Consider the following 19,498-nt stretch of genomic DNA (forward strand, 5'->3'; position numbering starts at 1 on the left):
GAGTGCACTCGGGGTCGACCATTGGGCCTATTGGCGGCACTCAGTGCCGCCAACCTGCTCATCCTGCCCCGTCCACCCCGCATCTGGAAGGTCTCTGTGACCTTCGTGACTCATTTGATCGATCATTTTTTGCGTCCCCCCGCTCCGCAGGCCGGAGAAGCTGCGGATCAGACGCCGGAGAGCCGGAAGTCCAGGGCCGTGCACCGGCGTCCCGCCGACACCGTACGCACCGCCTGGCCTATCGCCTTGCGCGAACCGACGAGGACGACCAGCTTCTTGGCGCGGGTCACCGCCGTGTAGAGCAGATTGCGCTGGAGCATCATCCACGCGCTGGTGGTGACCGGGATCACCACCGCCGGATACTCGCTGCCCTGGGACCGGTGGATGGTCAGCGCGTACGCGTGGGCGAGCTCGTCGAGTTCGTCGAACTCGTACCCCACCTCCTCGTCCTCGTCCGTGCGCACCGTCAGGCGCTGCTCGACGGGATCGAGGGAGGTGACGACGCCCACCGTGCCGTTGAAGACGCCGTTCTCGCCCTTCTCGTAGTTGTTGCGGATCTGGGTGACCTTGTCACCGACGCGGAAGACACGGCCGCCGAACCGCTTCTCGGCGAGGTCGGGGCGGCCGGGGGTGATGGCCTGCTGCAACAGGCCGTTGAGATGGCCGGCGCCCGCGGGCCCCCGGTGCATGGGCGCGAGGACCTGGATGTCGCGGCGCGGGTCGAGACCGAACTTGGCCGGAATCCGACGGGCCGCCACGTCCACCGCGAGCCGGCCCGCCTCCTCGGTGTCGTCCTCGACGAAGAGGAAGAAGTCCTTCATGCCGTCGGTGACGGGGTGCCGCCCGGAGTTGATCCGGTGCGCGTTGGTCACCACACCGGACTGCTGGGCCTGGCGGAAGACCTGGGTGAGCCTTACCGCCGGGACCGGGCCGCGGTCGGCGAGCAGGTCGCGCAGCACCTCCCCCGCGCCGACGCTGGGCAGCTGGTCGACGTCGCCGACGAAGAGCAGGTGCGCGCCCGGTGGCACCGCCTTGACCAGCTTGTTGGCGAGGAGCAGGTCGAGCATCGAGGCCTCGTCGACGACGACCAGGTCGGCGTCGAGCGGGCGGTCCCTGTCGTACGCCGCGTCGCCGCCCGGCTTGAGCTCCAGCAGGCGGTGCACGGTGGACGCGTCGGCGCCGGTCAGCTCGGAGAGCCGCTTGGCGGCCCGGCCGGTGGGTGCGGCGAGGACCACCTTGGCGCGCCGGGCGCGGGCCAGCTCGACGATCGAGCGGACGGTGAACGACTTGCCGCAGCCGGGGCCTCCGGTGAGCACGGCGACCTTCTCGGTGAGCGCGAGCCGGACTGCCGCCTCCTGTTCGGGGGCCAGCTCCGTGCCCGTCCTGTTCTTCAGCCAGGCGAGGGCCTTGTCCCAGGCCACGTCGCGGAAGCCGGGCATCCGGTCGCGGTCGGCGCGCAGCAGGCGCAACAGCTGGGCGGCGAGCGACAGTTCGGCGCGGTGGAAGGGCACCAGGTAGACCGCCGTCACCGGGTCGCCGCCGTCCGGGCCGGGCACCTTCTCGCGGACCACCCCGGGCTCCTCGCCCTCCTCGGCGGGCGCGGCGAGGTCGGCCAGGCACTCGATGACCAGGCCGGTGTCGACCTGGAGCAACTTCACCGCGTCCGCGATCAGTTGCTCCTCGGGGAGATAGCAGTGGCCCTGGTCGGTGGACTGGGACAGCGCGTACTGAAGGCCGGCCTTGACGCGCTCCGGGCTGTCGTGCGGGATGCCGACGGACCGGGCGATCTTGTCCGCGGTGAGGAAGCCGATGCCCCAGACGTCGGAGGCCAGGCGATAGGGCCGGTTCTTCACGACGGAGATCGACGCGTCGCCGTACTTCTTGTAGATGCGCACGGCGATGGAGGTGGAGACCTCGACGGTCTGGAGGAAGAGCATGACCTCCTTGATCGCCTTCTGCTCCTCCCAGGCGTCGGCGATGCGGCCCGTGCGCTTGGGGCCGAGTCCGGGGACCTCGATGAGCCGCTTCGGCTCCTCCTCGATGATGCGCAGGGTGTCGAGTCCGAAGTGCTGGGTGATGCGGTCGGCGAAGACGGGGCCGATGCCCTTGACCAGGCCGGAGCCGAGATAGCGGCGGATGCCCTGGATCGTGGCGGGGAGCACCGTCGTGTAGTTCTCCACCGTGAACTGCTTGCCGTACTGCGGGTGGGAGCCCCAGCGGCCCTCCATGCGCAGGGACTCGCCGGCCTGGGCGCCGAGGAGCGCTCCGACCACCGTGAGCAGGTCGCCCGCGCCCCGGCCGGTGTCGACCCGGGCGACCGTGTAACCGCTCTCCTCGTTGGCGTACGTGATGCGCTCGAGCACGCCTTCCAGCGTCGCCGGCCGCCGCTCGCCCTGCTGGTCGGCCCCCGCCTGAGTGGACATGATCCGACGGTACCGTCCGCCTCCGACAGCACCGTCACCCCTGCGGACAAACCCGCACGAAAGGGGCCGCGCCCCGGGAAGCGGTACATCACAATCCGGTTGCGGGATGCGGCCAGGGGGTTGCCGAATGCCCGTGGAATCGATTCCAATCCTCCGTGTAATCGATTCCACGAGGAGGTGGAGCGACGATGGCGAGCATCAAGGACGTTGCCGCCGAGGCAGGCGTGTCCGCCGCCACGGTCTCGCGGGTGCTGAACGACCACCCGTCGGTCAGCGAGGAGGCGCGCACCCGTGTGCTGGCCGCCGTGCGGAGCCTCGGCTACCGCCCGAACGCCGTCGCCCGCTCCCTGCGCACCGATCAGACCCGCACCCTCGGCCTGGTCATCAGCGACGTGCTGAACCCGTACTTCACCGAACTGGCCCGCTCCGTCGAGGAGGAGGCCCGGGCCCTCGGCTACAGCGTCATCATCGGCAACGCCGACGAGCGGCCCGACCTCCAGGACCATCACGTGCGGACTCTGCTGGACCGGCGCATCGACGGCCTGCTGGTCTCCCCGACCGACGGCGGCTCCCCCGGCATGCTGGACGCCGCGCGCGCGGGGACGCCGATGGTCTTCGTGGACCGCTGGATCCCGGGCCTCGACGTGCCGGTCGTCCGGGCCGACGGACGCGCGGCGGTCCGGGACCTGGTCGCCCATCTGCACGGTCTCGGCCACCGCCGGCTCGCCATCATCGCGGGCCCGGCCGCCACCACGACCGGCAGCGAACGGGTGGAGGCCTTCCGCGAGGCCCTCGCCGTGTTCGGGATCGCGCTGCCCGACGCCTACATCGGGCAGGGCGACTTCCAGGCCGAGAGCGGACGCCGCGCCACCGAGGCCTTCCTCGACCTGGCCGAGCCGCCCGAGGTCGTCTTCGCCGCCGACAACCTGATGGCGCTCGGCGCGCTGGACGCGGTCCGCGCGCGCGGGCTGCGGATCCCCGACGACATCGCGCTCGCCGCGTTCGACGACATCCGGTGGTTCATGCACACCGATCCGCCGGTCACCGCCATCGCCCAGCCCACGGGCGAACTCGGCCGGGCCGCCGTCCGCGCCCTGGTCGACCGCATCGAGGGACGCACCCCGCGGTCCGTCACCCTCCCCGCCCGTCTCGTGGTGCGCCGCTCGTGCGGTGCGCCCGCGACCGGTCCGGCCCCCGTGCGGCCCGCCCCCGCACAGCAGTCCCCCGTACGAAGGAGCCAGTCGTGAGCGACCAGGAAGAGTTGCTGCGCATCGAGGGCATTCGCAAGACCTTTCCCGGCGTGGTCGCGCTCGACAGTGTCGACTTCGATCTGCGCCGCGGCGAGGTGCACGTCCTGCTCGGCGAGAACGGCGCGGGCAAGAGCACGCTGATCAAGATGCTCTCCGGCGCCTACCGGCCCGACGCGGGACGCGTCCTCGTCGACGGCGAGGAGGTGCGGATCCACGGCGCTCAGGACTCCGAGCGCCTCGGGATCGCCACCATCTACCAGGAGTTCAACCTCGTCCCCGATCTGACGGTCGCCGAGAACATCTTCCTGGGCCGGCAGCCGCGCCGTTTCGGGCTGATCGACCGCAAGGCGATGGAAGCGGACGCGGCGGCGCTCCTGGAGCGCGTCGGCGTGAACGTGTCCCCCCGCGCGCGGGTGCGTGAACTGGGCGTCGCCCGGCTCCAGATGGTGGAGATCGCCAAGGCGCTGAGCCTGGACGCCCGTGTCCTGATCATGGACGAGCCGACCGCCGTGCTGACCTCGGAGGAGGTCGACAAGCTCTTCCGGATCGTGCGCCGGCTGCGTGAGGACGGCGTCGGCGTCGTCTTCATCACGCATCACCTGGACGAGATCGCCGCCCTCGGCGACCGGGTCACGGTCATCCGTGACGGCCGGAGCGTCGGTCAGGTGCCCGCGTCCACGCCCGAGGACGAACTCGTCCGCCTCATGGTCGGGCGCTCCATCGAGCAGCAGTATCCGCGTGAACGGGCGGACGCCGGCGACGCGTTGCTGACCGTCGAGGGGCTGACCCGGGACGGGGTGTTCCACGACGTGAGTTTCGAGGTGCGGGCCGGTGAGGTCGTCGGCATCGCGGGACTCGTGGGCGCGGGCCGCACCGAGGTGGTCCGGGCCGTCTTCGGCGCCGACCCCTACGACCGGGGTTCCGTGAAGGTCGCCGGGGCCGGTCTGCGCCGCGGCGACGTGAACGCGGCCATGGAGGCCGGCATCGGGCTCGTGCCCGAGGACCGCAAGGGGCAGGGGCTCCTCCTGGACGCCTCCGTCGAGGAGAACCTCGGCCTGGTCACGCTGCGCTCCTCGACACACGGCGGTCTCGTCGACCTCAAGGGGCAGCGGGCCGCCGCCGCGCGGATCGCCGGACAGCTCGGCGTCCGGATGGCCGGACTCGGCCAGCACGTGCGCACCCTGTCCGGCGGCAACCAGCAGAAGGTCGTCATCGGCAAGTGGCTGCTCGCCGACACCAAGGTGCTGATCCTCGACGAGCCGACCCGGGGCATCGACGTCGGCGCCAAGGTCGAGATCTACCAGCTCGTGAACGAACTGACGGCCGCCGGTGCCGCCGTCCTGATGATCTCCAGCGACCTGCCCGAGGTCCTCGGCATGAGCGACCGGGTCCTCGTGATGGCCCAGGGCCGGATCGCGGGCGAACTCACCGCGGACCAAGCCACCCAGGACTCCGTGATGGCCCTGGCCGTCAGCACACACACCACCGCGCACCAGAACGACACCACGAACGAGAACGACAAGGAGGCCCCCCGTGGCCACTGACACGCAACCGGGCACAGCGGGCGCGAGCGGAGCCTCCGCGGTCCGCCGCCTGCTGCTCGACAACGGGGCGCTCACCGCGCTCATCGTCCTCGTCGTCGCGATGTCGGCCCTGTCCGGGGACTTCCTGACGACGGACAACCTGCTGAACATCGGCGTCCAGGCCGCCGTCACCGCCATCCTCGCCTTCGGCGTGACCTTCGTGATCGTCTCGGCGGGCATCGACCTGTCGGTCGGCTCGGTCGCCGCCCTGTCGGCCACCGTCCTCGCCTGGACGGCGACTTCGCAGGGCATACCGGTCTGGATCGCGGTCCTCCTCGCGGTCGCCACCGGCATCGCCTGCGGCCTGGTCAACGGCGTGCTGATCTCGTACGGCAAACTGCCGCCCTTCATCGCGACCCTCGCCATGCTGTCGGTGGGCCGCGGTCTGTCGCTGGTGATCTCGCAGGGCAGCCCGATCGCCTTCCCCGACTCGGTCTCGCACCTCGGTGACACCCTCGGCGGCTGGCTGCCGGTGCCGGTCCTCGTCATGGCCGTCATGGGCCTGATCACGGCCGTGATCCTGGGCCGTACGTACATCGGCCGCTCCATGTACGCGATCGGCGGCAACGAGGAGGCCGCGCGTCTGTCGGGCCTGCGCGTCAAGAAGCAGAAGCTGGCGATCTACGCCCTCTCCGGCCTCTTCGCCGCCGCCGCGGGCATCGTGCTCGCCTCCCGGCTGTCCTCCGCGCAGCCGCAGGCCGCGCAGGGCTACGAACTCGACGCCATCGCGGCCGTCGTCATCGGCGGCGCCTCGCTGGCCGGCGGCACCGGCAAGGCGTCCGGCACGCTCATCGGCGCGCTGATCCTCGCGGTGCTGCGCAACGGCCTCAACCTCCTGTCGGTGTCGGCGTTCTGGCAGCAGGTCGTCATCGGTGTGGTGATCGCGCTGGCCGTGCTCCTCGACACCGTGCGGCGCAAGGCCGGGGCGACTCCCGTCGCCGGGGGCGCCTCGGGCGGCGACCGGCGCAAGCAGGCCGCGACGTACGTGATCGCGGCCGTGGTCGCGGCGGCGGTCGTCGGCGCCATGTCCTTCGTGCACGGCGGCTCGTCCGCCTCGACGACGCAGAAGGTCGGACTGTCCCTCTCCACGCTGAACAACCCCTTCTTCGTACAGATCAAGGCGGGTGCGCAGCAGGAGGCGAAGAAGCGCGGGGCGGACCTGACGGTCACCGACGCGCAGAACGACGCCTCGCAGCAGGCCAACCAGCTGCAGAACTTCACCAGTTCGGGGCTCGGCTCGATCATCGTGAACCCGGTGGACTCGGACGCGGCGGGCCCCTCGGTCCGCTCCGCGAACAAGGCCGACATCCCCGTCGTCGGCGTCGACCGGGGCGTCAACAAGGCGAGGACGGCCGCGCTCGTCGCCTCCGACAACGTCGCCGGCGGCAAGCTGGGCGCGAAGGCGCTGGCCGAGAAGCTGGGCGGCAAGGGCAGGATCGTGATCCTGCAGGGTCTGGCCGGCACGTCCGCGAGCCGTGAGCGCGGGGCGGGCTTCGCCGAGGGTCTGAAGGCGTACCCGGGCATCAAGGTCGTCGCCCGGCAGCCCGCGGACTTCGACCGCACCAAGGGCCTCGACGTGATGACGAACCTGCTCCAGGCGCACCCCGACGTCGACGGCGTCTTCGCCGAGAACGACGAGATGGCGCTCGGCGCGGTCAAGGCGCTCGGCTCGAAGGCCGGGAAGTCGGTGTCGGTCATCGGCTTCGACGGCACCCCCGACGGTCTGAAGGCGGTCTCGGCGGGCACGCTGTACGCGTCCGTCGCCCAGCAGCCGAAGGAGCTCGGCCGGATCGCGGTGGACAACGCGCTGCGGGCCGCCGAGGGCAAGAAGGTCCAGGAGACGGTGAAGGTGCCGGTGAAGGTCGTCACGAAGGAGAACGTCGCCGGGTTCGGCGGCTGACACCGGACCGGGGGCGGCGGACGGCACCCGCCGCCCGCCGTCCCCGGTCCCGCGCACATCGGCTCGACTCATCTCTGCAGGGAGACAGTTCATGTACGACTACGACCTTCTGGTCGTGGGATCGGCCAACGCCGACCTGGTGGTCCGGGTCGAGCGGCGGCCGGCGGCGGGCGAGACGGTGCTCGGCTCCGATCTCGTCGTCCACCCGGGCGGAAAGGGCGCCAACCAGGCGGTCGCCGCCGCCCGGCTCGGGGCGCGCACGGCGCTTCTGGCCCGGGTCGGCGACGACGGGCACGGGCGGCTGCTGCTCGACGCGCAGCGGGCGGCCGGCGTCGACACCGTCGGCGTCCTCGTCGGCGGGGCCCCGACCGGGGTCGCGCTGATCACGGTGGACCCGTCCGGGGACAACAGCATCGTGGTGTCGCCGGGGGCCAACGGCCGGCTCGCCCCGGAGGACGTCCGGGCCGCCGGGAGCCTCTTCCAGGCCTCCCGGGTGGTGTCGGCCCAGCTGGAGATCCCGCTGGAGACGGTCGTGGAGGTCGTACGGAGTCTCGCGGCGGGCAGTCGTCTCGTGCTGAACCCGTCGCCGCCGCGCCCGCTGCCCGCCGAGGTGCTCGCCGCCTGCGACCCGCTGATCGTGAACGAGCACGAGGCACGGGTGATCGCCGGGGACGACCTCGGGGACTCCCCCGAGGACTGGGCGACGGCGCTCCTCGCGCTCGGCCCGCGTTCGGTGGTCATCACGCTGGGCGCGGCGGGCGCGCTGGTGGCGGAGCGGGCCGGCGCCCGGGTCCGGGTGCCGTCGCTGCGGGTCGCGGCCGTGGACACGACGGGCGCGGGTGACGCCTTCACCGCCGCGCTGGCCTGGCGCCTGGGGCGCGGGGAGTCGTTGCCGGAGGCCGCCGGGTACGCGGCCCGGGTCGGTGCGGCCGCGGTCACCCGGGCCGGGGCGCAGGAGTCCTTCCCGACAGCGGAGGAGGTGGCCGCGCTGTGAAGCGGGCCGGAATCCTGAACCGTCATCTGGCGGGCGCGCTGGCCGAGTTGGGGCACGGGGACGGAGTCCTGGTGTGCGACGCGGGGATGCCGATCCCGGCGGGGCCGCGCGTCGTCGACCTGGCGTTCCGGGCGGGTGTGCCCTCCTTCGCGGAGGTGCTGGACGGGCTGCTGGCCGAGCTGGTGGTGGAGGGCGGTACGGCGGCGCGCGAGGTGCGGGAGGCGAACCCGGCGGCGGCGGAGCTGCTGGAGGCACGCGTGCCCGGTCTCGAACTGGTCGGTCACGAGGAGCTGAAGTCGCTGTCCGCGGGTGCGCGGCTCGTGGTCCGCACGGGTGAGGCCCGGCCGTACGCGAACGTTCTGCTGCGCTGCGGAGTGTTCTTCTGACTCCGCGCGGGCGGCGCCCGCGAAAGTTTCGAGGGGCCCGGTCCGTCGACCGGGCCCCTCGGCTTCCCCTCCGTATCAGAACCCCGCGATCCCCCCAGATCCCCCTCCAGAAGTCCTGATGCCACGTACGACCCGCAGGGTGGCGGAAGGGTTGCACGGACTTCTGAAGATTTTTTTCGCGGGGGTCATCCGGCGTGCTCCAGGAACCGCGCCACCGTCTCGGCCAGCACCGCGTGACCGTCCCGGGCCCACAGCCCGTCGTTGAAGAGTTCCACCTCGACAGGCCCGGTGTACCCGGCCGCCTCCACGTACCCGCGCCACTCCCGGAAGTCGATCGAGCCGTCGCCCAGCTGGCCGCGGCCGTTGAGGACGCCCTCGGGCAGCGGGGTCGTCCAGTCGGCGAGCTGGAAGGTGTGGATGCGTCCGGCGGCACCGGCGCGGGCGATCTGGGCCGGGGCGGTGTCGTCCCACCAGAGGTGGTAGGTGTCGACGGTGACGCCCACCTGCTCGGCGGGGAACCGTTCGGCGAGGTCGAGGGCCTGCGCGAGGGTGGAGACCACGCAGCGGTCGGCGGCGTACATCGGATGGAGCGGTTCGATGGCGAGCCGTACGCCCCGCGCGGCGGCGTACGGGCCCAGTTCACCGAGGGCGTCGCCGATGCGTTCGCGGGCGCCGTGCAGGTCCTTCGAGCCGGCCGGGAGCCCGCCCGACACCAGGACGAGGGTGTCCGTGCCCAGCGTCGCGGCCTCGTCGACCGCGGCGCGGTTGTCGTCCAGGGCCTTCGCCCGCTCGGCCGGGTCGAGGGCCGTGAAGAACCCGCCCCGGCACAGGGTGGTCACCGTCAGGCCCGCGTCACGGACCAGTCCGGCCGCCGCCCGCACGCCGTAGGCGCGCACGGGTTCGCGCCAGAGGCCGACGCCCCCGACGCCGAGCGTCAGGCATGCCTTCACGAGGTCGGGCAGGGACAGCTGCTTGACCGTCATCTGGTTGACGGAGAACCGGTCGAGGCCGTTCACGAGGTCACTCCGTACACGGCCAGCAGGCTCTTCATCCGGGTCTCGGCGCGACGCGGGTCCGGGAACAGACCGAGGCCGTCGGCCAGTTCGTAGGCACGGGCCAGGTGCGGCAGGGAGCGGGCCGACTGGAGTCCGCCCACCATCGTGAAGTGCTCCTGGTGGCCGGCGAGCCAGGCCAGCAGGACGACACCGGTCTTGTAGAAGCGGGTCGGGTGCTGGAAGAGGTGACGGGACAACTCGACGGTGGGGTCGAGGAGTTCGCGGAATCCCTTGACGTCTCCGGTGTCCAGGACGCGGACGGCCCGTGCGGCGGCCGGCCCGAGCGGGTCGAAGATGCCGAGCAGCGCGTGACTGAAGCCCTGTTCGTCGCCCGCGATCAGTTCGGGGTAGTTGAAGTCGTCGCCGGTGTAGCAGCGGACGCCGTCCGGGAGGCGGCGGCGCAGGTCGACCTCGCGCCGGGCGTCCAGCAGGGACACCTTGATGCCGTCCACCTTGTCGGGGTGGGCGGCGATCACGTCCAGGAACACCTCGGTCGCCGTGTCCAGGTCGCTTGAGCCCCAGTAGCCCTCCAGGGCCGGGTCGAACATCGGGCCCAGCCAGTGCAGGACCACCGGCTCGGCGGCCTGCCGCAGCAGGTGGCCGTAGACGTCGAGGTAGTCCTCGGGTCCTGCGGCGGTCGCGGCGAGCGCGCGGGAGGCCATCAGGATCGCCCGGGCCCCCGACTCCTCGACGAGGGCGAGCTGTTCCTCGTAGGCGGCCCGGACGTCCGCGAGGGAGGAGGGGCCGGTGAGCTGGTCGGTGCCGACACCGCAGGCGATGGCGCCGCCGGTGGCGCGGGCCTCGGCGGCGGAGCGGCGGACGAGCTCGGCGGCGGAGGCCCAGTCGAGGCCCATGCCGCGCTGCGCGGTGTCCATCGCCTCGGCGACTCCGAGGCCGTGGGACCACAGGTGGCGGCGGAAGGCGAGGGTGGCGTCCCAGTCGACGGCGGCGGGGGCGCCGGGTGAGACGTCGGCGTACGGGTCGGCGACGACGTGCGCGGCCGAGTAGACCGTGCGGGAGGCGAGGGGCGCGCCGCCGGGGAGCACGGCGAGGGGGTCGGTGCGCGGTTCGTAGGCCCGCAACCGGCCGTCGGCGCCCGGGAGTCGGATGGTCACAGCGCGATCTCCGGTACGGCGAGACGGCGGCCCTCGGCCGAGGAGCGCAGGCCCAGTTCGGCGAGCTGCACGCCACGGGCACCCGCGAGGAGGTCCCAGTGGTAGGGGGCGTCGGCGTAGACGTGCCGCAGGAACAGCTCCCACTGGGCCTTGAAGCCGTTGTCGAACTCGGCGTTGTCGGGCACCTCCTGCCACTGGTCGCGGAAGGAGTAGGTGGCCGGGATGTCGGGGTTCCAGACCGGCTTCGGTGTCGTACCGCGGTGCTGGACACGGCAGTTGCGCAGCCCGGCGACGGCGGATCCTTCCGCGCCGTCGACCTGGAACTCGACGAGTTCGTCGCGGTTGACGCGCACGGCCCAGGAGGAGTTGATCTGGGCGATCGCGCCGCCCTCCAGCTCGAAGATGCCGTAGGCGGCGTCGTCGGCCGTGGCGTCGTAGGGCTTGTCCTGCTCGTCCCAGCGCTGGGGGACGTGGGTGGCGGTGAGCGCCTGCACCGAGGTGACCCGGCCGAACAGCTCGTGCAGGACGTACTCCCAGTGCGGGAACATGTCGACGACGATGCCGCCGCCGTCCTCGGCCCGGTAGTTCCAGGAGGGCCGCTGGGCCTGCTGCCAGTCGCCCTCGAAGACCCAGTAGCCGAACTCCCCGCGGACGGAGAGGATCCGGCCGAAGAAGCCGCCGTCGATCAGCCGCTTGAGCTTGAGCAGCCCGGGGAGGAAGAGCTTGTCCTGGACGACGCCGTGCCGGACGCCCGCCGTGTGCGCGAGCCGGGCCAGTTCGAGCGCCCCTTCGAGGCCGGTGGAGGTCGGCTTCTCGGTGTAGACGTGCTTGCCTGCGGCGATGGCCTTGCGCAGGGCCTCCTCACGGGCGGAGGTGACCTGGGCGTCGAAGTAGAGGTCCACGTCCGGATCGGCGAGGACCGCGTCGAGGTCCGTCGACCAGTGGTCGAGGCCGTGCCGCTCGGCGAGTGCGCGCAGGGCGGGCTCGCGGCGGCCGACGAGGACCGGCTCGGGCCACAGCACGGTGCCGTCGCCCAGGTCGAGGCCACCCTCTTCGCGCAGGGCGAGAATCGAGCGGACGAGGTGCTGGCGGTAGCCCATGCGCCCCGTCACACCGTTCATGGCGATGCGCACCGTCTTGCGTGTCACGTCGTTCCCTCCGTACGCCTCAGGCGCCGCGCACGCTCGGACGAGCATGACAGCAAGCGCTTTCTATGCGGTGAGAAGCTAGCCTCTGTTCCCTGGTCGGGACAAGACCGTCGCCAGGTCGAGTTGTTCGAGGGGGCGAACAACGGGGGCCGTTGGCCGTATGGTCTGCACGGACCCCGACCACGGGAGGCAACGCGTTCGGCCTCGCCCCCGTGTTCGACGCCGTTCGACGAGGCAGGACCAGGCACGACGACGTAGCCGCCGTACGACGAGGTACGGCGGGACGCGCGACCGGAGGACGACGAGATGACGGTGACCCTGGCGGACGTGGCGGCCCGCGCGCAGGTCTCTCCCGCGACGGTGTCGCGCGTGCTGAACGGGAACTATCCCGTGGCCTCCTCCACGCGGGAGCGGGTGCTGCGTGCGGTGGACGAGCTGGACTACGTGCTGAACGGTCCCGCCAGCTCGCTGGCCGCCGCGACGTCCGACCTCGTCGGCATCCTGGTCAACGACATCGCCGACCCCTTCTTCGGGATCATGGCCGCCGCGATCCAGTCCGAGATCGGCGGCCCCGGCGGGCGCGCGGGCGGCGAGCGGCTCGGGGTCGTGTGCAACACCGGCGGCTCCCCGGAGCGCGAACTCACCTACCTCACACTCCTCCAGCGCCAACGCGCCGCCGCGGTCGTCCTCACCGGCGGTGCCATCGAGAACGCGGGGCACGCGGCCGCCGTCGCCGCGAAGCTGCGCCGGCTGGCGGAGGCGGGCACCCGGGTGGTGCTCTGCGGCCGGCCGCCCGCGCCGGACGCGCCGGACGCGATCGCGCTCACCTTCGACAACCGCGGGGGCGGCCGGCAGCTCACCGATCACCTGCTCGGCCTCGGCCACCGGCGGCTCGGCTACATCGCGGGCCCCGAGGAGCGCACGACGACGCGCCACCGGCTGGAGGGCCACCGGGCCGCGCTCGCCGCGCACGGCGTCGAGGAGGATCCGCGGCTCACCGTGCACGGTCGCTACGACCGCCGCTCCGGTTACGAGGCGACCCTGGAACTCCTGCGCCGCGAACCGGAGTTGACCGCAATCGTGGCCGCGAACGACACGGTCGCGCTGGGCGCCTGCGCGGCCTTGCGCGACTCCGGGCTGCGCATCCCGGACGACGTGTCCGTCGCGGGCTTCGACGACCTGCCGTTCAGCGTCGACGCGGTACCGGCCCTCACGACCGTACGCCTGCCGCTCTCCGAGGCGGGCGCCCGCGCCGGCCGCGTCGCCATGGGCCGCGAGGATCCCCCACCGGGTGGGATCGCCACGGTCCGGGGCGAGTTGATGGTGCGGGGGTCCACCGGGGCTCCCCGGGGGTGACCCTCCCCGACGTGCCCGGAGGCGGGTACGCCGGGTTCCGGGTCCGGAACGGAGGTCTCCCCGTCGCCGACCACCGGCCGGACTCCCCGGATCGGATTCCCCGGGCGGGGCATCCCCGGCGCTCCGCCCCCGTCCGGTCCCGGGCCGTACGGGGGCGGACCCCCCTGCCCTGAGCACCCCGCGTGCGGTCTTGGGTGTGGGTCGGGCAGGCCGTAGGGTCCCGGCCATGAAGCTGGCGTTCTCCACTCTCGGTGTGCCCGGACTGCCCGTCGCGGATGTCGTGCGGCTGGCCGTCGCCCACGGCTATCAGGGGGTCGAACTGCGGGCGCACCCGGAGGAGCCCGTGCATCCCGGGATCGGCGCGGACGAACGGGCCGCCGTGGCGGCGGAGTTCGCGGCGGCCGGAATCGACGTGCTGGGCATCGCGGGGTACGCGCGGGTCGCGGCGCCGGGTGACGACGCTCCGGTGCTGGGCGAGATACGTGAACTGCTGGAGCTGGCCCGGGACGTGAACGCTCCGTTCGTCCGCGTCTTCCCCGGCGGCGACCCCGGCGCGAGCGCGGCGGAGTCGGACGCGACGGCCGCCCGGCGGCTCGGCACGGCGGCGGAGTACGCCGCCGGCCTCGGCGTGCGCATCCTGCTGGAGACGCACGACTCGCACCGCACCGGCGCGGACGCGACGCGGATCCTCGGCCGGGTCGGACACCACCACGTCGGCTCCCTGTGGGACGTGATGCACACCTGGCTCGGCGGCGAGGACCCCGACGAGAGCTACCCCGCCCTGTCTCCGTTCCTCGGATACACACAGGTCAAGGACATCGCGTCGGCCGGTGACACCACCCCGCTGCCGCTCGGCTCGGGGGTCCTCCCGCTCGGCGCGTGCGTGGACGTCCTGGTGCGGAACGGGTGGGACGGCTGGCTGTGCTGGGAGTACGAGAAGCGGTGGTACGAGCGGGCGGCGCCGCTGGAGGAGCTGCTGGGGGCGGGACGCGAGCACCTTCTCCGGCTCGTGGGCGAGGCGGAGAAACGGCGGTGAGGAGCGGTGGTGAGGAGCGGCCCGGCACACCGGGGCCGGGCCGGGGTCCGGGCGCGGACGCCCTGGTCCCGCGCTACCCCGTGCGGCCGGTGAGCCGGACCGAACCGTCGAAGCACCAGTCCAGGACCGACGGCCACGGCCCGTACCCCGCGTCCAGGTCGAGGTGCGCGGCCCCGGGCAGGATCTCCGTCGGCACGCCCAGCGGGTCACCGTAGACGGCGTCGGCGCCCCCGGGGCAGTAGGGGTCGTCGTCGCCCGCGACCAGACGGGTGGACCCGGGCAGTGCGCGCAGGTCCAGCCCGGACGGGGTGAACGCGGCGATCTCCGGCAGCCCCGCGAGGACGGCGGGCGAGGGCGGGGCGACCAGCAGCACCCGGTCGACGCCGTCCAGGCCCGGCAGCGCGCGGGCGACGGCGTGCAGCCACAGCACCGCGGAGGCGCTGTGCGCGAGGACCACCCGCTCGGTGCCCCGCAACGCGTCCAGGTGGCGGGCGAACTCGGCGAGCCACGCCTCCGGGTCCGGGGTGTCGGGGTCCGGCAGTTGCGGGTGGACGACCTGCCGGCCGCGTTCGCCGAGCCGGTCGGCCAGCCAGTGCTGCCAGTGGCCGGCGGGCCGGTGGTTCTGCCAGCCGTGCAGGATGAGGAAGGACCGCTCGGCGCCCGCGTCGTCCTCCGCGGTGAGCGGGGTGGCGGGCTGTTCGTCGGTGGTGGGCGGGGTCCCGCGCCGGTCGTCCGTGGTCATGGGCCGATCGTTTCCGACCGCGAGGCGATCGGTCCAGTTAATCTTTCCCGGTGGAACAGGTAAGCGAGGCCTTCACCGTCGATCTGCGTCGCCTGACCGTGCTGCGGGAGCTGCGACGGCGGGGCAGCCTGGCCCGCACCGCCGAGGCCCTGCACCTCACGCCCTCCGCCGTCTCCCAGCAACTCGCCGCGCTCGCCCGCGAGATGGGCGTGCCGTTGACCGAACGGGACGGCCGGGGCGTCCGTCTGACCGGGCAGGCGCGGGTGCTGCTGGCGCACGCCGATCTGATCGCCGCCCAACTGGAGCGGGCCAGAACGGACTTGGCCGCCTACGACAGGGGCGGTCGTGGGACGGTCACGGTCGGCTGTTTCTCCAGCGGCATCCTCGGTCTTCTCCCGGACGCGCTGACGGCACTGGCGGACCGGTTGCCGCACGTGCGGATCGATGTCGTCGAGGCGGAGCCCCCGGACCTGTTCACCGCACTGGACGCCGGGCAGGTCGACCTCGCCGTGGCCGTCGACTTCGCCGCCGCTCCCCCGCACACCGACCGGCGCTACCACCGTCTCGACCTGCTCCGGGACGGCCTGGACCTGGCTCTGCCGGCCGGTCACCGCCTCGCGGGCGGCGGCCCGGTCGATCTGCGGGAACTGGCCGGCGAGCCCTGGATCATCGGCGACCCGGCCAGTTGCTGCGGCGCGGTGGCCCGTTCGGTCTGTGCCGCCGCCGGTTTCACCCCGGACGTCCGGCACGCCGTCGACGACTGGGGCGCCCTGGCAGCGCTGGTCGAGGCGGGCCGGGGTGTGGCCCTGGTCCCGCGGCTCGTCCGGCCACTGTACGAGGGTCGGCGGCTCGCACTGCTGGGCACCCGGGGCGCGCAGCCGTCCCGGAACGTGTTCGCGGCCGTCCGCGCCGGCGCGGAGGCCGACCCGGTCCTGACCGCCGTACGCGACCAACTGCGCGCCACGGCGGCAGAGTTGGCGGGCCACGACCCGCCCGGCGGTCGTGGCGGCCGGCTCTAGACGGTCTCCACGGTGCCCGCGTGCCGGGCGCGTTCGGCGGCCAGGACGGTGAGGTGGCTGGTGAGGGACTCGCGCGGGCCGGACTTCACCAGCCCGGGGTTCTTGGTGGCGACCGCGGCGACGAAGGAGTCCATCAGGCCGGCGTCACCTCCGCCGTGCCCGCCCGCCGCGTCCATGCCGCCCGCACGGCCGAGGTCGACGGCCTCCTCGGTCCGGGTCAAGAAGTCGTAGACGCTCACGTTCTCGCCGTCGCCGCGCAGTTCGCCCCGGGTGCCGAAGATCCGGGTCCGGCGGTCGGCCTGTTCGGTGAACGCCGTCATGGTGAAGGTGGCGGTGGCCCCGGAGGCGAACTCCATCGACACCACCTGGTGGTCGACGACGTCGTTGTCGCAGGCGTACACGCACCGCCCGTACGGGCCCTCGCGCAGGGCCGTCTCCAGGGCGTCGGGCGTGAAGTCGTCGAGGAGCACGCTGAGCGGCCAGTGGTGTTCGCCGCGGGCGAGCCGGTCGCCGTACTCACGCCGTGCGGAGTAGGGGCAGTCGGGCTCCACCGAGCAGTCGAGGCAACGGTCGGCGGCGCCCTCGGGCCGGTTCTCCGGGCGGAAGTGCGAGAGGCGTCCGAAGCTGGAGACGCGGACGGGCGGCTGCCCGAGCACGTACTGCAGCCAGTCGATGTCGTGGCAGGACTTGGCCATCAGCATCGACGTGGCCTCTTGTGTGTTGCGCCAGTTGCCGCGCACGAAGGAGTGCGCCTGGTGCCAGAAGCCCACGGGTTCCAGGTGCTGGACGTTGACGACGTCGCCGAGCCGCCCCGAGTCGACGACCTCCTTCACCGCGCGGGTGTAGCGGGTGTAGCGCAGGACGTGCCCGACCGCGAGGATCACCCCCGCGCGCTCCACGGCGTCGACGATCCGCCGGCACTCGTCCTCGGTGAGGGCCATCGGCTTCTCCAGCAGGATGTGGTAGCCGAGGGCGGCGAACTCCAGCACGGGTTCGAGGTGTTCGCGGTCGAGGGTGCAGATCAGTACGGCGTCCGCGATCCGGCCGCGAGCGGCAAGGTCCCGCCAGTCGCCGACGGTGGCGTCCGGCTGCAGGGCGTGGGCGGCGGCGAAGCGGCGGCGCCGCGTCTCGCGGGGTTCGGCGACGGCCACCACCCTGGCCCGCCGGGAGTGGTCCAGGGCCCAGCGCGCGTGGCCGGTCCCCCGGTCGCCGGCACCGACGACGGCGAGCGTGACGACGGCGCCGGGGCCGGCGGGGGCTTCGAAGGTCATCGGTGGGCCGCTTTCCCGGTCGGGTCCAAGGCGCGGTGAGCGCTGTCCGTGGGGACGCTAACCGCAGACGCCGGGCTCGACAAGAGCGCTGTGCGCGCCGCCCGGTCCGCCCGGGGCGTCCGTGAGGTCAGCGCGACCCCGCCCACCAGCAGGGCCGCGGACGCCCAGCGCAGCGGGCCGACGGACTCGCCGAGGAACAGGGCCGCCGACGACATCCCGAAGACCGGGACCAGGAGCGAGAAGGGGGCGACGGTGGACGCGGGATGCCGGTGCAGCAGCCAGCCCCAGGCGCCGAAGCCGAAGACGGTGGTGACCCAGGCGACGTAGACGACGACTCCGGCGCCCTGCCAGTCCAGGGCGCGCAGCGCGTCGAGGTCGCGGGAGGGGCCCTCGGTGAGCAGCGAGAGGCCGAGCAGCGGGAGGACGGGGACGGTGCTCACCCACACCATGAAGTTGAGCGGGTCGGGCGGGGACGCCTTGCGGGTGAGGACGTTGGACACGCCCCAGCAGGCGGCCGCCGCGATAACCAGGGCGAAGGCGCCGAGCGGTCCCGCCGTGCCCTCGTCGACGGCGGCGAGCCCCACGCCGCACAGCGCCACGGCCATGCCCGCCACCCTGAGGCCGGTGGGGCGTTCGCCGAGGAAGGCGAAGGCGATGAGCGCCGTGAACACCGCCTGGATCTGGAGCACCAGGGAGGACAGTCCGGCGGGCATCCCGGCGTCCATGCCGATGAACAGCAGCCCGAACTTCGCGACGCCGAGGGCGAGTCCGACGGCCACGATCCACTTCCACGCCACCTTGGGGCGGCCCACGAGGAACACGGCGGGCAGGGCGGCCACCAGGAAGCGCAGGGCCGAGAAGAGGAGCGGCGGGAAGTGGTCGAGGCCGATCTCGATGACGGTGAAGTTCACGCCCCAGACGGCGGCGACGAGGACGGCGAGAGCGATGTGAGCGGGGCGCATGCGTCGAGCATCGGACGACCGCACCGTGTAGCACCAGCGCTGATCTCTGCATGGATGGATGAAGGAACGCTTACGTATGCTGGCGGCGAGCGATGTCGTGTCCCGGGAGGCCCCCATGCTCGATCTCCAGCGCCTGCGCGCCCTGCACGCCGTGGCGGTGCACGGCACGGTCGGTGCCGCCGCCGCCTCGCTCGGCTACACCCCCTCCGCGGTGTCCCAGCAGATCGCCAAGCTGGAGCGGGAGACCAGGACGGTCCTGCTGGAGCGGCGGGGACGCGGCGTCCGGCTCACCGAGCAGGCCGAGCAACTCGCCGCCACCGCTCAACAGTTGCTGGCGATCGTGGAGCGAGCCGAGACCGAGCTGGAGGAGCGCAGGGGACTGCCCGCGGGACGGCTGACGGTGGCCGCGTTCGCCTCGGCCGCGCGCGGACTGCTGCCCGCCGTGCTGGCCGATCTGGCCGTCCGCCATCCGGCGCTGGACACCCGGCTGACGGAGGTGGACCCCCATCTGTCCGTCGACCTGGTGGCCCGGGGCGCGGTCGATCTGGCGATCGCGCACGACTGGGACATCGCCCCGCTGCCCGCGCCGCCCGGAGTGGAGCAGGCCGCGATCGGCGAGGACCTGTGCGACCTGCTCGTTCCCGCCGGGCATCCCTTCGCCGGGCGGACCTCGGTGCGGCGGGAGGACCTCGGCGGCGAGCGCTGGATCTGCCAGCCTCCGGGGCGGGTCTGCCACGACTGGCTGGTCCGCACGCTGCGCGCGGCGGGCTGCGAACCGGACATCGTCCACCAGGCCGACGAGAACCCGACCCTGGTCGCCCTCGTCGCGGCGGGCCTCGGCGTCGCCCTCATCCCCCGGCTGGGCCGCGGCGCCCTGCCCGCCGGGGTCGTGGAGGTGCCGCTCGATCCGCTGCCCGTGCGCCGCCTGTACGCGCTGTGGCGCTCGGGGGCGGCCCGCCGGCCGGCCATCGCGGAGACGGTCCGCACCCTCCAGGCGCACTGGCCGGCGGTGTCGGCCCGGCACTGAGCCGGCGTCCGGACACCCGGGCCGGGCGGACCACCGGCCCCCCGCGTCCCGTCCGTACCGACTTGCGGCGTTCTCCCCGATTCCGGGAACCCCGGGTCCTCCCGCTTCGTCCCAACCGCATGCTGCCGGATGAGTCTCCGCAGAGCGGTGTCGGCCTCGCTGCTGGCTGCGATCGCTGACTTACCCTCTCCGCCGCCTGCGGCCGGTAGCACGCCGTCACCGGCGCGCCCC

At 73.0% G+C, this 19,498-nt stretch carries 16 protein-coding genes; 9 read left to right on the forward strand and 7 right to left on the reverse strand.

Annotated elements, in window-relative coordinates; genetic code table 11:
* Positions 1–167 precede the first annotated feature (167 nt).
* Positions 168–2,423, reverse strand: coding sequence for an ATP-dependent RecD-like DNA helicase (locus ACIRQH_RS21960; RefSeq protein ID WP_358814870.1), 2,256 nt, complete (start codon positions 2,421–2,423; stop codon positions 168–170).
* Positions 2,424–2,611: 188 nt separating this feature from the next.
* Between ACIRQH_RS21960 and ACIRQH_RS21965 the strand changes: the two genes are divergently transcribed.
* The 5 genes from ACIRQH_RS21965 to rbsD all read left to right on the forward strand — a co-directional run bounded on the left by ACIRQH_RS21965 (position 2,612) and on the right by rbsD (position 8,536).
* Entirely contained in the window at positions 2,612–3,670 is a 1,059-nt protein-coding gene (locus tag ACIRQH_RS21965; RefSeq protein ID WP_404226847.1) for a LacI family DNA-binding transcriptional regulator, read from the forward strand.
* Positions 3,667–5,217, forward strand: coding sequence for a sugar ABC transporter ATP-binding protein (locus tag ACIRQH_RS21970; RefSeq protein WP_358814872.1), 1,551 nt, complete (start codon positions 3,667–3,669; stop codon positions 5,215–5,217). Before ACIRQH_RS21965 ends, ACIRQH_RS21970 begins: the two co-directional genes overlap by 4 nt.
* Positions 5,207–7,156 (forward strand): substrate-binding domain-containing protein, encoded by a 1,950-nt coding sequence (locus ACIRQH_RS21975; RefSeq protein ID WP_388865961.1) that lies wholly within the window; start codon positions 5,207–5,209, stop codon positions 7,154–7,156. The genes ACIRQH_RS21970 and ACIRQH_RS21975 overlap by 11 nt, the downstream gene beginning before the upstream one ends.
* A gap of 91 nt (positions 7,157–7,247) precedes the next feature.
* Positions 7,248–8,150 (forward strand): ribokinase, encoded by a 903-nt coding sequence (locus tag ACIRQH_RS21980; protein WP_388865964.1) that lies wholly within the window; start codon positions 7,248–7,250, stop codon positions 8,148–8,150.
* Positions 8,147–8,536 carry a D-ribose pyranase gene (gene rbsD, locus ACIRQH_RS21985; protein ID WP_358814875.1) on the forward strand — a complete coding sequence of 130 codons (390 nt, stop codon included), beginning with the start codon at positions 8,147–8,149 and terminating at the stop codon, positions 8,534–8,536. The genes ACIRQH_RS21980 and rbsD overlap by 4 nt, the downstream gene beginning before the upstream one ends.
* 185 nt (positions 8,537–8,721) lie before the next feature.
* Here the strand turns inward: rbsD and ACIRQH_RS21990 are convergent, their stop codons facing one another.
* The 3 genes from ACIRQH_RS21990 to ACIRQH_RS22000 are packed head-to-tail and all read right to left on the reverse strand — an operon-like array spanning position 8,722 to position 11,854.
* Positions 8,722–9,519, reverse strand: coding sequence for a sugar phosphate isomerase/epimerase family protein (locus tag ACIRQH_RS21990; RefSeq protein WP_404226926.1), 798 nt, complete (start codon positions 9,517–9,519; stop codon positions 8,722–8,724).
* Between the two features lie 29 nt (positions 9,520–9,548).
* Positions 9,549–10,706, reverse strand: a complete 1,158-nt coding sequence (locus tag ACIRQH_RS21995; protein WP_388865967.1) for a dihydrodipicolinate synthase family protein — start codon at positions 10,704–10,706, stop codon at positions 9,549–9,551.
* Positions 10,703–11,854, reverse strand: a complete 1,152-nt coding sequence (locus ACIRQH_RS22000; protein ID WP_388865970.1) for a Gfo/Idh/MocA family protein — start codon at positions 11,852–11,854, stop codon at positions 10,703–10,705. The genes ACIRQH_RS21995 and ACIRQH_RS22000 overlap by 4 nt, the downstream gene beginning before the upstream one ends.
* A 306-nt stretch (positions 11,855–12,160) precedes the next feature.
* On the opposite strand from ACIRQH_RS22000, the gene ACIRQH_RS22005 reads away from it, so the two are divergent.
* Together ACIRQH_RS22005 and ACIRQH_RS22010 are read left to right on the forward strand one after the other, a co-directional pair.
* Complete coding sequence (locus ACIRQH_RS22005; RefSeq protein ID WP_358814878.1) at positions 12,161–13,210, forward strand: LacI family DNA-binding transcriptional regulator; 1,050 nt, start codon at positions 12,161–12,163, stop codon at positions 13,208–13,210.
* Between the two features lie 226 nt (positions 13,211–13,436).
* Positions 13,437–14,246, forward strand: a complete 810-nt coding sequence (locus tag ACIRQH_RS22010) for a sugar phosphate isomerase/epimerase family protein (RefSeq protein ID WP_388865973.1) — start codon at positions 13,437–13,439, stop codon at positions 14,244–14,246.
* 73 nt (positions 14,247–14,319) lie between these two features.
* Here ACIRQH_RS22010 and ACIRQH_RS22015 read toward each other — a convergent pair whose 3' ends face one another.
* On the reverse strand, positions 14,320–14,988 hold the full coding sequence (locus ACIRQH_RS22015) for an alpha/beta hydrolase (RefSeq protein ID WP_358814880.1): 669 nt from the start codon (positions 14,986–14,988) through the stop codon (positions 14,320–14,322).
* 50 nt (positions 14,989–15,038) lie between these two features.
* On the opposite strand from ACIRQH_RS22015, the gene ACIRQH_RS22020 reads away from it, so the two are divergent.
* The gene (locus ACIRQH_RS22020; RefSeq protein WP_388865978.1) at positions 15,039–16,007 is read left to right on the forward strand and encodes a LysR family transcriptional regulator; all 969 of its coding nucleotides are present in this window, start codon (positions 15,039–15,041) and stop codon (positions 16,005–16,007) included.
* Here the strand turns inward: ACIRQH_RS22020 and ACIRQH_RS22025 are convergent.
* Positions 16,004–17,278 (reverse strand): Gfo/Idh/MocA family protein, encoded by a 1,275-nt coding sequence (locus ACIRQH_RS22025; RefSeq protein WP_388865981.1) that lies wholly within the window; start codon positions 17,276–17,278, stop codon positions 16,004–16,006. The two genes, ACIRQH_RS22020 and ACIRQH_RS22025, sit on opposite strands and share 4 nt — an antisense overlap.
* Complete coding sequence (locus ACIRQH_RS22030) at positions 17,275–18,240, reverse strand: EamA family transporter (protein ID WP_388865983.1); 966 nt, start codon at positions 18,238–18,240, stop codon at positions 17,275–17,277. The genes ACIRQH_RS22025 and ACIRQH_RS22030 overlap by 4 nt, the downstream gene beginning before the upstream one ends.
* 115 nt (positions 18,241–18,355) lie before the next feature.
* Between ACIRQH_RS22030 and ACIRQH_RS22035 the strand changes: the two genes are divergently transcribed.
* Positions 18,356–19,267 (forward strand): LysR family transcriptional regulator, encoded by a 912-nt coding sequence (locus ACIRQH_RS22035; RefSeq protein WP_388866469.1) that lies wholly within the window; start codon positions 18,356–18,358, stop codon positions 19,265–19,267.
* The last annotated feature ends 231 nt before the right edge of the window (positions 19,268–19,498 follow it).

It is taken from the genome of Streptomyces sp. NPDC102279, assembly GCF_044766365.1.
GTDB lineage: Bacteria > Actinomycetota > Actinomycetes > Streptomycetales > Streptomycetaceae > Streptomyces.